Source organism: Pirellulales bacterium (genome assembly GCA_035533075.1).
Classification (GTDB): Bacteria; Planctomycetota; Planctomycetia; order Pirellulales; family JAICIG01; genus DASSFG01.
In genome coordinates, this window is sequence record DATLUO010000162.1 from 1 (window position 1) to 15,325 (window position 15,325).

Sequence of the window (15,325 nt, forward strand, 5' to 3'; positions counted from 1 at the left end):
CCTCCAATACTGTCGCAGCGCGTCGAGCAGCAACGGCGACAAGGGCACCAGCCGGTCCTTGGCTCCCTTGCCCGAACGCACGTGAATCAGCATCCGCTGGCTGTCGATGTCTTCCGGCCGCAGGTGAATCGCCTCGCTGATGCGCAGCCCGGTGGCGTAGATCGTCAACAGGATCAGGCGATGGCTGAGTTGGGGAACACATTCCAAGAGACGCGCAACGATAGGAACGGAATGGCTCATGCCACGTGGTCGCTCAAAGGCGGCTTCCGGGCATTTGCAGAATGGCTCGGATTTGTTCCCGTGAGCCGGCTTTAGCCGGCTTCGGCGACTTGCCACCAGCTTTAGCTGGTGGAGGAGCAGATTGGTTCATTTTGGTAGCCGGCTTCAGCCGGCTTCTGGTTGCGGCTTCAGCCCAGGTCCCCGCATGGGCTATTAACCGTCCGCAGAGACCGCACAGATAGACGCGACGGCGCGAGTTTGATTCGGGACAACAAACCAGCTAAACTTTCCCCACCAAGTCCCGACGGTTTCAGTTCAGCGTGAAAGGCTTGCTGGCTCAAGCGGCTCTAGTCGCTGTCGGGTGTAGATGTCTTCAGTCGATGGGCAACCAGCCAGGCCCCTTCTGGAGTGCTTGCCTCATCCTTGGCACGGCTGCGACATGGGGCGGAGCATGAGCCGTGCCAAAGCGACGTCCGGCATGCTCGGATGGACCGGCGATGCGGCCACGGTCGAGCGAATCGCTCTTGATCCGGAGTTCGGGATTGAAGAATCGCCGTGATCTTTGCAGATATTCCCAGCGGCCGCGTCCGCCAAAATAGTGTCAGCATTGGCCGCCCGACTCGTCCTACGGCAACGACACCCGTTCCCCGCCGGACTTGGTGATTGCCGCGCGGAGCGTCTGCTGGTCGATCGTGTCGGCCAGAAACCGCACGGAGCCGTCACAAAAGCCGGCGAAAAAACCGCCGGCGTGCCAGCCGCCGAAGCGGGGCAAAGCTTTGTCGGGATCGTAGTCGATGTCTTCCGGTTTGGTCCACGGCACCGGCCGCTTGGCCTCCACGATGCAAATCGTGTTCGAGGTTCCGTCGGTGATTTCCTGGAACTTGGTTCCTTTGCCGTCCTTCGGTCCGAGCGCCGTCGCCGGGCCGACTAAAGCAAAGTAACTTGCCTCAGGCTTCGCGGGATCGGCCTGAGGGTCGCGAAAGACCGCGGGCATCCGGGCCAGCAGCCGTTTGTTGTTGTCGCTGTCCCACGGCTCGTCCATTTTGTATTGATCGTAGAGCGCCTGCTGCTCGATGTAGGGCAGGATCTCGACGCGCCATGAGTGAGGCGTCTTGCCGTCGGGACCGATCACGACTGGTGGCGGCAAGTGCCTGTACGCATCGTGGTAGTTGTGCATGGCGATCATGATCTGTTTTATGTTGTTCGTGGCCCGAGCGCGCGAGGCGGCCTGGCGCGCGGCCTGCACGGCTGGTGCCAGTGCGGCTACCGCGGTCTCGGCAACATCGAGATCGAGCTGCGACTGGACGGTGACCTGTTCTCCCTTGGTCTCGAGCCTGCTTTGCTTCAACACCTCGATGGCCAGGTCGCTCAGCGGCAGCGCGGCCGCGGCGCCGGCGTTCGGGGCCGCAACGGCATGTTTGCCGAATTCCTCGAGCATGTTGCGCGCCAGCGTCAAGGCGGCTTGCGCGGTCTGCCGGACATCGCCGGCGTCGTTGGCGTTCGCACAGTCGACGCGGGCCGCGATCTTGAGTCCCTCCTCGACGTTCGCGGTTAGGAACAACCGCTGGCCTTTCTCCCACAACGGCGCGAAGGCCGAGAGCGGTCCCAGGTCCGCCGCCTGCGGCGCCTCTTGGCGAAGGGCCGTGAACGCCTGGTGTACAGCATTCAGATCCAGCATCACGGCGCCTTCGCCGGTCGCAAGCTGCCGCCAGTCGTTCGCCCATTCCGGTCTCGAGCGCCCGCCCGTCAGCAGCACTTGTTGCACGAGGTTCTCCGGCCCCATCACGATCGTGCGGTCATCCGGCAACAAGAAAGCGAACCGCTGCGCTTCGTCGGGATTCACCGGCTTGTAATATTCGGGCATCGCGGCCTTGTAGTACTTCTTGCCGGCCAGTTCCACCTCAACGGGCTCGCCTTCGCCGGCGAGAATCTTGGCGTAGGGTTTCCAGTCAAAGGGGTTTTTGCTGCGATACATCCACAAGGTGACTTGGCGCGCGTTCAGTCGCGGCGTGGGTAGGGCCGTCATGGCGAACGCGATCTCCTCGATGTTCTCGACCTTCAGTCCGACGCGGCTTTCAACACTGGCGCCCTCGTTCACCAACTTCACGAGCGGCTCCATGCCCTCGCGGTCGAGCAGTCGCGCCGGCCGGAGTCCCATCACGACTACCGAGCGGGGCGGCACAAAGCTGAGGTCGATGGCGCCGCCCTCCGCACGAGGGTCGGCCGCCGTCGCCGCCGGTTTTGCGGGCGGCGCCGCGTGCGCCTGCGCGCTATCGCCGACCGGCGCGCGAATGCCTGAGATCACGAGCGCTACGATTGCCGCGACGCCGGCCAGGGCGACGGTGCGGCGGCGCGTGACGGGAACATTTCGCAGGCGTTTGGTTTGGCTGAGCATTTCAATTCTCCTGAGAAGGGTGCCCCGACTGGGTAAAAAGGGCCGAGCGGCCCAGGCGACTCGACGGTCGTCCTGACGCAGAGCCATCTGCGCCAGGGTGAATAAATAGGCTTCGCGTCCGCCCGACAGCTCCGCGGCGAAAGCGTCGGCCGCCAACTCCTGCTCCAGACGCAACCGGCCGGAAAGCCAATGCACGAGCGGATGATACACGTGCAGGGCCGCGGCGAGTTGTGCCAGCAGCCACGCCAGGTAATCGCCCCGCGCAATATGAGCCAGCTCGTGCGACAACACCACGCGACGCTCGGCGTCGGTCCAACTTTGACAATCGCTCGGCAGAACAATCACCGGGCGTCGCCAGCCCATCGTGGCCGGCGTCGACAGAGTGCTGGACTGCTTCAACTCGATCGGCCGCCGGCAGCCGGTCTGCCGGGCCAACGACTGGCATAGCTCGACGAGATGGGCGTCGGCAATCGGCGACAGTCGCCCGCGATACCGTTTGAGGGCGAAAAGGCCGATGACGAAGCGCCCCACCGCCAACGAAGCGCATGCCACGAACAGCGCGCCCGCGATCGCCGGCCAGCGCCATCGCGCATCGGCGGACGGACCGCGAGCAGTTGCCGCCCGAAGCTCGGCGCGAAAGATTTGCCAGTAGTCGTCGAACGAGAGCGCGGCCGCCGGCGGTCGCTTGAGGGGCGACGCGGGAGCGGCGTTCGTCGTGCCGTCCACCGCGGCGGTCGCGGTCGTCGCGCCCGACGCGCCGGCCGCCAAACCGACCGCGTCGTCGTCGCTCGCGGCCAGCGACCACCACCGCGGCCAGGGGCTGAAGGCCGCCAGCGTGACGCAGCAGAGCATGAGCAGCGTCGTGGCGGCGGCGGTCGCGCCGAGGGCCGGCCCGAAACGCCGCGCGACCAGGTAGATCGCCGCGCCGGCCAGCAGATTCAATGTGGCCTGCACGGCGCACCACACAAGAGCCATGCCGATTTCATTCATGTTTGCCTGCCTTGCCGAGAGGCTGCTGATGGAGAATTCGCTCCAGCGCGGCCCGTTCTTTGGCCGACAGCCGGTGTTGGTCGACGAGACGCAGCAGAAGTTGCTCGCGCGAGCCTTGAAATACGCGATCGACGAGATCGCTGAGGAGTTTGCTCGACACCTCTTCGTAGCTCTTGGCGGGCTGAAAAACAAAAGGCCGCCGGTCGTTGAGTTGGTTCAGAAAGCCTTTGTCGGCCAGGATGCGGACCAGCGTGGCCACCGTGGTGTAGGCCGCTGCCAGCCCTTGGCGCGCCAACTCGTCTTTCACGTCGGCCACCGAAAGCGGTTTCTCGTTCCGCCAAAAAACCTGCATGACTTCCAGTTCTCGCTCCGTAAGCTCTTTTGCCGGTGGCCGGGCCATCGCTTCCTCGCCGGATTAGATTTGGTTATCTAGTTCTTGTTTTATAGTAGCGAGAGGGCGAGGCTTGTCAAGAGGCGCTTTCTGGAATCTTTTGGACGAGAACATCGGACCGCGGGCAGACGGTGGCCCTTTTGAAATTCGAGGATGCTCGGCAGTATCTTGCTGGGCGTGCTGGCTACCTCACAAACGAAGGAAACCGCGGCACGCCTCGGTCAGAAAGTTCCTGGTAGCGGAAGGTGACGATGCTGCCGATGGCCGGCGGCCGCTCGCGTTGGGCATCGGAGAATCCGGTGCCGATCGAGAACCTCGTTCCGTCCGGCAATACCACGTCCAACGCGCCCAGCCGGCCTTTGTGACGCCCGCTGCCGGGCAGGTGCTCGACCACACGGGCCTCGGCATCGTGAAAGGTTTTTACCTTGAGCAACGTCGGCGAGCGGCCGGCCTCATAGCGCGATCCGGGCTGCCGCAGCATCAGGCCCTCGCCGCCGAGTGCCTCGACGCGCGTCAGCTCTTCGCGCAAATGATCGAGGCCGCGGCAACGGTCGTGTTGGTGTATCTCGGCAAACTGCGAATGGCCTGACGCCAAGCAGTCGCGAAGCTGCTCCAGGCGTTCTTCGAAGGGGCCGCTCGCCGCCGGCAGGTCGAAGACCAAATAACGGACCGACTTCCACAGGTCGCTTTTGTCCTGGCGGCGAACGATGCTCACGCAGCGCTGGAACGCTTTGCGGCCCATCCACAGCTCGCCGTCCAGCGGCAGGCCGGGCAAACCGGCCACAAAAAAGTCGGGAGCGTGGTAGACGTTCCCCAGCCGCGAGAGGAACTGCTTGCCGTCCCAGTACGCCCGAACGCCGTCCAGCTTCTCGCTCATCCACCAATCGGTCAGATCGACGTCGTTCTCCCAGGTGTGGGCCAACAGCAGGCCCGGCGCCGAGGCGTCGCCCGCTGCCCTCGCGCTTCGCACGGGCAGCTCGCCGCCGATGCGGTCCTGCTCGGCTTGTTCGCCGCGATAGGCGCGCAGATGTTTGCAGGTGCGGCGTTCGATCGGCACCGATTGGTTGCGCCACGCCGGACACGTGCAGCTATACACGCCACCGGTGTTCTTCAACACATAAGGCAAGCGGGCCGAGCCTTTGATTTCTGCCGATTCGCCGTCGTTCAAGTCGGGCATGAATCTCACGTCACGCGCTCATCAAAACGCGCCGCCCATCCCGAAGTAGTTATTGTAATAGGGATAGGGCGATCCGTAACCGTAGCCGTGACCGAAGGCGGGAGCGGCGTAATAAGGGTAAACCGGGTATGCCCGTGGATTGTAGCCACCGTAATAGAAAGAACTGTAAGGGGCAAAACCACCGTAACCTCCGTAACCGAAACCGCCATAGCCATAACCGCCCCAGCCCCGATGGCCGCCGTAATGGCCGTGGTGATGGTGGTAAGCCATTGCGGGCGCGGCCACAAACAGGGCCGTCGCGGCAACCAAGGCAACAATCAGCCGCCTCATAGGTGACCTCGTGTGGAACAGGATGTCGGTTCGCCCCTCGTGAAATCTTTGCCGCTTGCATGCCGCCCGGCAAGCAATCGGCACGAAAGCTGTCGGTAAAGTAATCGGTAGACTCAATGCTGGAAACGACATAGAATTTCATCACCCATGCAGATCGTACAGCACAGAGAAGCGCAGCACGCGGAACGGGACGAGCGGGAAACCGTCGAGAGCCGGCTTGATTCGGCCCGCGATGCGGTGCGGGCGAGGCTGCGCGAAGAAGACAAGCTGAACACGGCCACGCACGCCTTGGGCTTCGTGCTCAGTCTGATCGGCTGCGAATGGCTGATGTCACGGGTGGTGCAGTCGGGCGACGGCTGGCAGATTGCCGGTTGCGCGGTCTATGCCGCGGCGCTGGTGGCGGTCTACGCGGCGTCGTCGCTCTCGCATCACTTTCAGCGTCCGCGGCTGCGGCGGCTATTCCGCATTCTCGACCAGGCGTTCATCTTTCTCTTGATTGCCGGAACGTTCACGCCGATCTCGCTGAGCTATCTTCGCCAAGGGGCGTGGTGGGCGCTGTTCGCCGCCGTTTGGGCAATTGCCCTCTTCGGTTTTTTCTCGAAGGCGATCTTCGCCCATCGGGTCGACGCCGTCACCACGGGACTGCACGTCGCGCTCGGCTGGCTGCCGGCGATGGCGCTCAAGCCGATGATCGGCCTGGTGCCGGGCGGGCTGTTTGGGTGGATGTTGTGTGGCGGTCTGTGCTATACGGCGGGCACCTTTTTCTTGCAGCGCGACGAGCGAGTGCCCTACTTTCACGCGGTCTGGCACCTGCTGGTGATTGCCGGCAGCGCGTGTCATTTCTGGGGTATTTATACCTATTGCGCCGTGGCGACCGCGTAAAGCAAGCGGGTGATTGGACGCCAGGCACCGGCTGCCGATGCCGTTTTTACCGACTCCGCTCGTGCGTGCCCTCCGTTCCGGCCTGGACGAAGTTATTCCTCGTCCGTTCTTTATTTGCCGTACTGCTCGAAGACCTCGGCGATCTTCGCCGATTTGGCATCGCCGGTGTGAAACAGCATGCGATGGCGCAGCACGAGTGAAGCGCCCTTCTCCAGCAGGTAAGACCCATCCACATCGTTCTTGCCGACGAAATCGCGCAAGCCAAAGGGATTCGCGGCAAACAGCCCGTAATTGCGAACGTGCCAGCGGGTCGGGTAACGGAAGCTCGTGGGGTGGTTCATGAACGCAATACCGACCGCTTGGCCGTCGACCGTGCCGTAGTAATCGACCCAAGAGGCCGGTTTGCCCCAGGTGTCGTCGTCGGTCTGGCCCGCGCTGTTGACGATATGGCCACCCAGCTTGCTGTTGGTGTCCATCGCGGTGGGAATGCGGATGCCCAGCGAGCCTTCTTTGGTGTCGCCGAATTTCACCGGCCCCTCGGAAGCCACCAGCGTGATCTCCCAGTCGATCGAGCGCCAGTCCTTGCCCGAACCAAAGGTCAGCACGCGGCGGTCTTCGCAGACCTTCTTGCCGGCGGCGTCGACCCAGTCGTTGACCGCGGCGACGACGGCCTGACCGTCGCCTTCTTCCAGCCGCAAGTATTCGCGGTGCGCGATCGAGCCGTGCTTGGGGGTCTCGCTCCAGAAATCGACGCCGTTCACGTCGCCGTGCGTGAACCAGACCGAGCGTTGGTGCGGATGGTCGTGCTTCTCGCCGGGCACATCCTTCATGGGAAAGGCCCGCGCCATCTCGACGCCGGTCGGACCGATCACGGGCCACAGGATCGGTTTCGGGCCGGTGCTCGTGCGGTAAATGGTAAACAGTTTGCCGTCGATTTCGACGCGCACATCCTCCTGCTGCCGCTTCAGCACGAACTTCGCGGCGCGGGCCTGGACGGGCACGACAACCAACGCGACGGCAGCCAATAGCAATAACGGGCATCTCATGCGGCAAAGCTCCGAACCAGTTTCCGAACAGCCAACAGTCTGTTGGAAATGGTAATCGAGAGCGGCACGGAGTGCCACTGGAAAGGTTCAGGATGAGGGATCAGGGATCAGGGATGCGAAGGCGTCAGTCAATTGGAAATCTCAAATTCGCAATTTGCAATTTGCAATTTCCTCCTATCGCTTCGCGTTCCCCTCGGCGGCCGCCCGTTTCAAGCTCTCCTCGGCGGCGGTCTCGGCCTCTTGCTTCGCTTGATGGTATTTGTCGAACGTCACCTCGGCGAACATGTGCATCTGGTCGTGGGCTTCCTGCATGCGTTGCTGATCTTCATGCGAGAGGGCCACCACGAACGTGTGCTCTGAATGGACCACCAACGGTTTGCGGCGCCGCTGTTCCGACATGGTGGTCCGCGTGATCTTCAGCGGTACCTCTTGCCGCTGGCGCAGCACTTCGTTCAATGCCAATCGCGGAAAGGGCAGCTCAGGCGGATTGAGCAGCGCGTTGAGTTGCGTCAGCCAGTCGGCGAACTCGGCGTACTGGCGGGCGACTTGCGGGTTTTCGGGCGGCTTCGTGGCCACCTCGTAGATCATCCAGCGGTTCGTGAGCTTCAAGTCGCCGGTTTTCGGATCGATGGCCTCGGCGAACTTGGCCCCGGCGAGCTCGCGCACCGTCTCCTTTTTATGGTTCCGGGCGGCCTCGCGCAGCCGCCCGATCTGCGTCGAGATCTCGCCGGTGGTAATCTGTGTCTTCACCTGCCGATGCGGATCGAGGATGACGATCAGGTCGTGACCCGGATCGAAGACGATCGTCTCCCTCGGCGAATCCATGAAATCATAGGCGCGGCCCGACGAAAACAGCGTTGTCGAAACGACGGGCGTGTCGTCGGCCTTGAAATAAACTTTGTTGCTGACGTGAAAGTCGGCGGCGGGGGCCGAAGCCGCCAAAGTGCCCAACAGCACCAGAGCCAACAATTGCCAGCGGATGGCTGTACGTGCGCGGTCCATGCTCACATTCGCTCCTTGCGGGAATAACGGCGCCTTTCCACTGCGGAGAATACCTAGCTTGCCGCAGCGTGTAAACGCCAGTCGTAGCCCGCCCGCTCCGCGGCTGCGTGCGGGAACGGGACTCGCCCCCGGGATCAGCAAAGGAGTTCCCGCGCCAGGGGTACACACGAACCGACTGCCGTTGACCGGCTGGCTGCTGCGCCCTATCTTTCCCAACCCTCCGGCACCGCCGTAGCGTAAGCGTCCTCGCTTGCGCTCTCGGGAGGCCGGGGCGCAGGTTTTGACGCTGCGCTTTCGGCGAGGCCGTATGGTGGGGCAAGCGAGCTTGCGAGCGCGGGCCCACCGTATCAAGAGGCGATGGGCGTTGGGCATTAGGCCCGATGTCCGACCGCTACCTGACGCCTATCGCCCAACACCTATCGCCTTGAACAGGAGTTGCTCTGTGAACGAGACGGCCGATCGGAGGCCGCTGACCTGGCCCGATTTCGCACAGGCAAGCGTCGCGCCGGTCGCCGCGTGGGGCATGCTGCGTGGTCAGCCGGCGGGAGGTTGGGTGGCGGTCCTCGTCGGCCTCTCTTTGTCGCTGATCGCCGTGCTGCCCTGGTATCGGCAGCGATGGCACGAGCGTTGGCAGTCGGCGTGGCGAGCGGCGGCCGACTTTCCCCACGCCCATCCGCGGGTTCCGTTGCCCGCTGCGCTGCTCTTGGTGGTCGTGCCTAGCGTCCTGTTTCTGTTGCTGCGCGACCACGGCGTGCAGTCAGGCGACTCGCGGCCCGTGGTCATGGCCACCGCCAGCCTGGTGCGCACGGGCAACACCGAACTGAGCGAGTTCGTGCCCGTCTATGTGAAGCATCATCTCTTTACTTCCAGCGACGCACCGCCCTATTTCTTTCTCGCCTGCCGGCGCGGCATCTACTCGCACTATCCATCGGGCATGGTGGTGTTTGCCTTGCCGGTGGTGGCGGCCGCCAATGTATGCGGGGCGGATCTCGATGATCCGACCGTCCACGAGCGGCTGGAAAAGCTGACGGCCTCCTGCGTCTCGGCGACGTGCTTGGGACTGTTCTTTTTAATCGCGCTTTGCATCACCGCGCCGCGACCCTCGTACGCGGCAACGCTGCCGCTCGCTATCGGCTCGGTCATGTATTCGACGGTCGGCCAGGCATTGTGGCAGCATGGCGGCGTCATCTTTTGGCTGGAGCTGTTGCTGCTGGTGGAATTCCGTTCGTTCGCGGCGCCGACCGCGAAGACAATCGTTGTTCAAGCGGTGTGCTGCGGCATGATGCTGGCCTGCCGGTTGTCAGCGGGCTTGATTGTGGCCAGTTTCGGCATCTGGCTGTTCATCCGCTCGCCGCGCCGCGCCGCGCTCTTGGCGGGACTTTCGTTCATCGCCGTGTTGCCGTGGGCGGCGCTGAACCACTGGATCTACGGCTCACCGCTGGGGCCGATGGCGGTGCAAGCCAGGGGCACGTTCTGGTCCGTCTCGAACGTGGGAGCCTGGGCCGGCATCTTGTTCAGTCCGACTCACGGCTTGCTGGTCTACCAACCGTGGATTTGGCTCGTGCCTCTGGCTGCGGCATGTAGGGTGGGACTAGCGAGCTTGCGAGCGCCGGCCCACCGCTGGCGACGTCGAATACGGTGGGCCGGCGCTCGCAAGCTCGCTTCTTCCACCCTACGACTGCCGTACGAAGCCCGCGGTTTGCCGGTGGGCTGGCGCTGGTGGGCGGCGAGCGTCATCGCGCTGCACTTGGCGCTGGTCAGCAGTTGGCACTGCTGGTGGGGCGGCTGGTGCTGGGGGTCGCGACTGGCCGCCGAGATCGTGCCGCTGGCGGCGTTGCTTTCGCTTGGACCGCTGACCGCGCTTTGGAACGATCGCCGGGGCCGCCAACTCGTGGTGGCAACGGCACTGGCCAGCGCCCTGTTGCACGTGCCGTCGGTCTACCTGCAACAGCAGCGTTGGTACAGCGATGCCGACGGCGGGCACGAAAGGGCTGCCCTGTGGTGCTGGTCTTCGCCCCCGTTTCTATTCCCTATCCGGCGATAAGTCCTTTCCAGCCAAGGGCTTTCGTCAAACGATCGGCGGAATCCGCCGGTTTGATCGCATTTGCCGAAAAATTTTTTGCCAGCCTATTGACCGCCCGATCTTTTCTGCTACATTCAATGAACCAGACCCACGTCTGGCATAGCCCGGTCCAGGTACCTGCCCCGCCTGCGACCGGGTTTTTTTGTTGCCCTGAAAAAAAGGAACGCCCTCATGCCCGAGCGCAGCAAGCACCAAGAAAAGATCATCAAGAACTACTACCAGAACTACGACGCCATCGCCCTGCAGCGGCTGCAAGAGCAGGTGACGGATCTTTACCTGGCCGAAGGGAAGGCCCGCGGCAAAATGTGGGAACAGATCACCAAGTCGTTGGAAAAGCTCAAGGTGCCCGCCTCGCGCATCAAGCACCTCGTCGAATCCGACGATCCCGCGCTGCTGGCAAAACTGCTCGAAGAACTGCTGGCCAAGTCGTAGTTGTGTGAGATGCTCCTCGTCGATCTCGAGCAGGTGACCCGCAGTTACGGCCACGTCCGCGCCTTGGACGGCGTCAGCTTGCGGCTTCGGCCCGGCACGATCGGCCTGATCGGCAACAATGGCGCCGGCAAATCGACGCTCCTCAAAATCCTGCTGGGGTTGCTGCGGCCCGATTCCGGCAAAGGGACGGTGCTGGGAGTGCCGCTCGAGCACGCCGGCCGTCAGCTGCGCGCGCGCTTGGGCTACATGCCCGAAGCCGCCACGACGGTGGCCACGCTCAAGGGCGTCGAATACGTGGCTTTCTCCGGCGACCTCTACGGCATGCCGCACCGCGATGCGCGGCGCCGCGCGCACGAGGTGCTCGGCTACGTCGGGCTGGGCGAGCTTCGTTATCGCCGGCTCGACGAATACTCCACCGGCAACTTGCAACGCCTGAAACTGGCGGCCGCCTTGGTCCACGATCCGCAGCTCCTGCTGCTCGACGAGCCGACCAACGGGCTGGACCCGGCGGGCCGCCAGGCCATGCTCAAGCTGTTGGAAGACCTGATCGCCGAAACGCAGAAGAGCCTGATTCTCTGCACGCACCTGTTGAGCGACGTGCAGCGGCTTTGCCAGCAGATTGTGGTCATCCATCGCGGCAGCGTGGTCCGCAGCGGTACGATGCAAAGCTTGCGTGCCGATCTGGGCAATCGCTATCAACTCCAATGGCGAGGGCCGGCGGACGCCTTTCTGGCCGGGCTGGCTGCCGGAGGCGTCGAATCGGGCCCCGCCACGGGCAACAAGGTGAATGTGCTCGTGCCGCACGACTGGCGGACCGTCGATTTCTTCCGCGTCGCCGAGCGGGCCGGGGCGGTCATCACGCACCTGAACCTCGATGAAGAGAACCTCGAGCGGCTTTTTCTGCGGATTACGGAGAAGCAATAGCGACCGCCCATGCCCATCGACCTCGCGCGTTATCACGGTTGGCACGGCAGGCTGGGCCCGCCTTGGCGCGGCGTTTGGTCCATGGTCCGCGTGGGCCTGATGCAGGTCTTTCGCCGCAAGTCGTACTGGATCGTGCTGGGCCTGGGACTCGTCCAGTTTCTCGCTTTTTGGGCCGTGATTTGGGTCCTCACCCAATACAAGGAGCTGCCGAGCGAGGCCCGCGAGGGATTGCTGAAAGGGTTTGGCTTCAGCGCCGCGCCGCTGCCCGGCCAGGAAAACGGCTATACCATGTTCATCGAGCGCCAGAGCGTGGTGGTGATGATCTTGCTGACGTTCACCGGCAGCTTGTTGGTGGGCGGCGACTTTCGCAACAATGCGTTGGCCTTTTACCTCTCGCGCTCGATCGAGCGCCGCCATTACATCCTCGGCAAATTGCTGACGGTGGGCGTGTTGGTCTCCCTCTTGACCACGCTGCCGGCGTTGGCGCTGTTCGTCGAGTACGGCATGTTCACCGCGTCGTTCGACTATTGGCGCACGCAGTGGCGGGTGCCGCTGGGCGTGATCTTCTACGGCGGCGTGCTGTCGACCGTGCTCAGCGTGCTGCTGGTCACCGTCTCTTCGTATCTGCAGCGGATGGCCCCGATTGCCATCACCTGGGCGAGCTTGTTTGGCATGTTGCGGGCCATGCGCGGGCTGATGCGAGAAAAGAGCATCTATTGGGGACTGATCGACCCGTGGCGCGACATGCACTACGTCGGGCGACTGGCCTTCGATCAGTTTCGCAACGACCACGAGCGGCGCTTTGCCTATTACGCGGCCGGGCTGCTGGCCGCGGTCTGTGCGATTTGCCTTGTGGCCCTTGCCCGTCGCGTGCGGGCCGTGGAGATCGTCGAGTGAAATCTTTGCGAGGATGTGGTAAGCTTCCAGGAAGTTTTCTCCACCTCCCGCGAACATCGACACTACACTCCTATGAAGAAAGACCGCGTCAACGTCGCCATCGTTGGGCTGGGCTTCGGCGCCGAGTTCATCCCCATTTATCAGCGGCACCCGCATGCCAACATGGTCGCCCTATGCCAACGCTCGGCCGACAAGCTGAACGAGATCGGCAACGCCTTCGGCATCGAAAAGCGATACACGCGGTATGAAGATCTGCTGGCCGACCGCGATGTCGACTTCGTCCACATCAACACGCCGATTCCCGACCACGCCCCGCAGGCCATCGCCGCGCTCAAGGCCGGCAAGCACGTGATGTCAACCGTGCCGATGGCCACCACCATCGAGGACTGCGAGCAGATCGTCAAGCTCGTCCGAAATACCGGGCTGAAGTACATGATGGCCGAAACGGTCGTCTACGCTCGTGAGTTCCTGTTCGTCAAAGAACTCTACGACCGGGGCGAGTTGGGCAAGGTGCAGTTCGTGCAGGCCAGCCACCAGCAAGACATGGACGGTTGGCCTAATTACTGGCCGGGGCTGCCGCCAATGCACTACGCCACGCACTGCGTCGGGCCTTGCCTGGCGTTGACGCGGGCCGAGGCGGAATACGTCTCGTGCTTCGGCTCCGGCACGGTCCGCGAGGAGCTGATACCGAAATACAATTCGCCGTTCGCCGTGGAAACGACGCACATCAAGCTGCGCAACAGCGACCTGACGGCCCGTATCTATCGTTCGTTGTTCGACACCGCCCGGCAATACCGCGAAAGCTTCGACGTGTATGGCACGAAGAAAACCTTCGAGTGGCCGTTGATCGAGGGCGAAGAGCCGGTGATCCACACGGCCAAGAAGCCGGAGCCGGAAATCCCCGAGCGGGTGAAGGTGCCCGACTACGCGCACCTGCTGCCCGAACCGATTCGCCGCTTCACCACCGGCGGCGTCTACGATGCCGGCGAGCATCAGCATCTTTCGTTCGTTCAAGGCGCCGGGCACGGCGGGTCGCATCCGCACTTGGCGCATGAGTTCATCTCGGCGCTGGTGGAAGACCGCGATCCGTATCCCAATGCGGTGCAGTCGGCCAACTGGACGTGCGTCGGCATCTGCGCCCACCAATCGGCATTGAAGGGCGGCGAGATCGTGCGGCTGCCGGGCTTCACCGTGGCATAACGATGCAGAACAACATTGTGTGGCCGTTGAGACGGGCTTATAGATAAGATAAGAGCGAGTTGCCTCATCTGCCCTTGTGAACCGAAAAACGACTCGATGTGCGGACGCTTTACTCTTCGCAGCTCGATGGCCGACGTGGCCCAGGCGTTTGGCGTGACGCCCGAAGCGGCGGCGCCGCCGCTGTTCAATATCGCTCCGACGCAGACGGTGGCGGCCGTACGAGCGGGCACGGGCGGCGAGCGCGAGTTGTGCCAGCTCCGCTGGGGGCTGATTCCCTCCTGGGCCGACGACGCGGCCATCGGCAGCCGCCTGATCAACGCACGCGCGGAAACGGTGGCCACGAAGCCGGCCTTTCGCCAGGCCTTCAAATCGCGCCGCTGCCTGGTGGTGGCCGATGGCTTTTATGAATGGCAAAAGACCGGCCGCCGCAAGCAGCCGTTTTATATTCGTCTCAAAGACGACCGGCCGTTTGGTTTCGCGGGCGTGTGGGAGCGTTGGTCGAAGGCCGGGCAGCCGGTCGAATCGTGTACGATCATCACCACCGAGGCCAACGAGTTGGTTTCGCCGATTCACGACCGCATGCCGGTGATCGTGCCGCCGGAGGCCTACGACCTATGGCTTTCGCCCGACACGGCGGAAATCGAGCGATTGCAATCGCTGTTGCGGCCCTATCGCGCCGGCGAGATGACGGCCTATCCGGTCGGCACGCAGGTGAACGGCCCCTCTTACAGCGCCCCCGACTGCATCCGCCCGCAGGCCGCGGCGGCGCCGACGTTGTTCGATGATTGAGGCTATTTTGCCGGCTCGACGTTTCACGTCACCGGCTTCGCGTTCACGATGCGAATGATGTCGTCGGTGATGTCGATCCCCTTGTGGTACAGGATGGCCTTGTTGAGCTGCTTTTGGATGCCCGCCGGATCATTTTCGTCGAGGGGATCGCCGTTAAATCGCATGACGAGCCCGATGCCGCGGGCGTCGGAATACTTTCCCACTTCAGCCATGATTTCCTGGTAGATCTCCAGGTACATGCGCGCCTCGCGTTCGAAAAAGTCTCGCTTCTGTTCGTTCACCTGCACCTGGATCTCCGCCTGGCGTTTGGCCTGCCGCAGCAGATCCGTCCGTTTCTTAAACTCGACATGCACAGTGAATATCCGTGCCAAGTCGAGCAACCCCACCCTCGTTGTCTGCACGAGACCCGAAGCAGCAGGCTCGCTGGCGGCGCGACACCAGAGGTGTTGCCACGGAGCGGACATAGAGATCACGGCGACCAGCACCAATACGAACAGCGTGTTGCGACGCATGCGAAGTTCCTCCTTGAATGACGGGTTACGAGAGAGATTTGGTTAACAAGCAAAGC

15 protein-coding genes are annotated in these 15,325 nt (G+C 63.1%); 7 read left to right on the top strand and 8 right to left on the bottom strand.

Features of this window, described 5'->3' with window-relative positions; translation table 11 throughout:
- The 5 genes from VNH11_20125 to VNH11_20145 all read right to left on the bottom strand — a co-directional run.
- Window positions 1-207, bottom strand: a 207-nt coding sequence (locus VNH11_20125; protein ID HVA48683.1) for a tyrosine-type recombinase/integrase, incomplete at its 3' end; no start/stop codon positions are given.
- Between the two features lie 637 nt (window positions 208-844).
- Window positions 845-3,604 carry a DUF1559 domain-containing protein gene (locus tag VNH11_20130; GenBank protein ID HVA48684.1) on the bottom strand — a complete coding sequence of 920 codons (2,760 nt, stop codon included), beginning with the start codon at window positions 3,602-3,604 and terminating at the stop codon, window positions 845-847.
- Entirely contained in the window at window positions 3,597-4,004 is a 408-nt protein-coding gene (locus tag VNH11_20135; GenBank protein HVA48685.1) for a BlaI/MecI/CopY family transcriptional regulator, read from the bottom strand. The genes VNH11_20130 and VNH11_20135 overlap by 8 nt, the downstream gene beginning before the upstream one ends.
- Before the next feature lie 175 nt (window positions 4,005-4,179).
- Window positions 4,180-5,172, bottom strand: a complete 993-nt coding sequence (locus VNH11_20140; GenBank protein HVA48686.1) for a DNA ligase — start codon at window positions 5,170-5,172, stop codon at window positions 4,180-4,182.
- A gap of 21 nt (window positions 5,173-5,193) precedes the next feature.
- On the bottom strand, window positions 5,194-5,502 hold the full coding sequence (locus VNH11_20145; GenBank protein HVA48687.1) for a hypothetical protein: 309 nt from the start codon (window positions 5,500-5,502) through the stop codon (window positions 5,194-5,196).
- A gap of 147 nt (window positions 5,503-5,649) precedes the next feature.
- Between VNH11_20145 and VNH11_20150 the strand changes: the two genes are divergently transcribed.
- Complete coding sequence (locus tag VNH11_20150; GenBank protein ID HVA48688.1) at window positions 5,650-6,384, top strand: hemolysin III family protein; 735 nt, start codon at window positions 5,650-5,652, stop codon at window positions 6,382-6,384.
- 110 nt (window positions 6,385-6,494) lie between these two features.
- Here the strand turns inward: VNH11_20150 and VNH11_20155 are convergent, their stop codons facing one another.
- Complete coding sequence (locus tag VNH11_20155; protein ID HVA48689.1) at window positions 6,495-7,430, bottom strand: PmoA family protein; 936 nt, start codon at window positions 7,428-7,430, stop codon at window positions 6,495-6,497.
- 174 nt (window positions 7,431-7,604) lie between these two features.
- Window positions 7,605-8,432 (bottom strand): hypothetical protein, encoded by an 828-nt coding sequence (locus VNH11_20160; protein ID HVA48690.1) that lies wholly within the window; start codon window positions 8,430-8,432, stop codon window positions 7,605-7,607.
- 442 nt (window positions 8,433-8,874) lie between these two features.
- Between VNH11_20160 and VNH11_20165 the strand changes: the two genes are divergently transcribed.
- The 6 genes from VNH11_20165 (at window position 8,875) to VNH11_20190 (ending at window position 14,757) form a co-directional block, all read left to right on the top strand.
- Complete coding sequence (locus tag VNH11_20165) at window positions 8,875-10,476, top strand: hypothetical protein (GenBank protein HVA48691.1); 1,602 nt, start codon at window positions 8,875-8,877, stop codon at window positions 10,474-10,476.
- A gap of 210 nt (window positions 10,477-10,686) precedes the next feature.
- Window positions 10,687-10,947 carry a hypothetical protein gene (locus VNH11_20170; GenBank protein ID HVA48692.1) on the top strand — a complete coding sequence of 87 codons (261 nt, stop codon included), beginning with the start codon at window positions 10,687-10,689 and terminating at the stop codon, window positions 10,945-10,947.
- A 9-nt stretch (window positions 10,948-10,956) separates the two neighbouring features.
- On the top strand, window positions 10,957-11,871 hold the full coding sequence (locus VNH11_20175; protein ID HVA48693.1) for an ABC transporter ATP-binding protein: 915 nt from the start codon (window positions 10,957-10,959) through the stop codon (window positions 11,869-11,871).
- 9 nt (window positions 11,872-11,880) lie between these two features.
- A complete protein-coding gene (locus tag VNH11_20180) occupies window positions 11,881-12,768 on the top strand; it encodes a hypothetical protein (protein ID HVA48694.1) in 888 nt (295 codons plus the stop codon).
- Window positions 12,769-12,840: 72 nt separating this feature from the next.
- Window positions 12,841-13,968, top strand: coding sequence for a Gfo/Idh/MocA family oxidoreductase (locus tag VNH11_20185; GenBank protein HVA48695.1), 1,128 nt, complete (start codon window positions 12,841-12,843; stop codon window positions 13,966-13,968).
- A gap of 96 nt (window positions 13,969-14,064) precedes the next feature.
- Entirely contained in the window at window positions 14,065-14,757 is a 693-nt protein-coding gene (locus VNH11_20190) for an SOS response-associated peptidase (protein HVA48696.1), read from the top strand.
- 23 nt (window positions 14,758-14,780) lie between these two features.
- Here the strand turns inward: VNH11_20190 and VNH11_20195 are convergent, their stop codons facing one another.
- On the bottom strand, window positions 14,781-15,269 hold the full coding sequence (locus tag VNH11_20195; GenBank protein ID HVA48697.1) for a hypothetical protein: 489 nt from the start codon (window positions 15,267-15,269) through the stop codon (window positions 14,781-14,783).
- Window positions 15,270-15,325 lie beyond the last annotated feature (56 nt).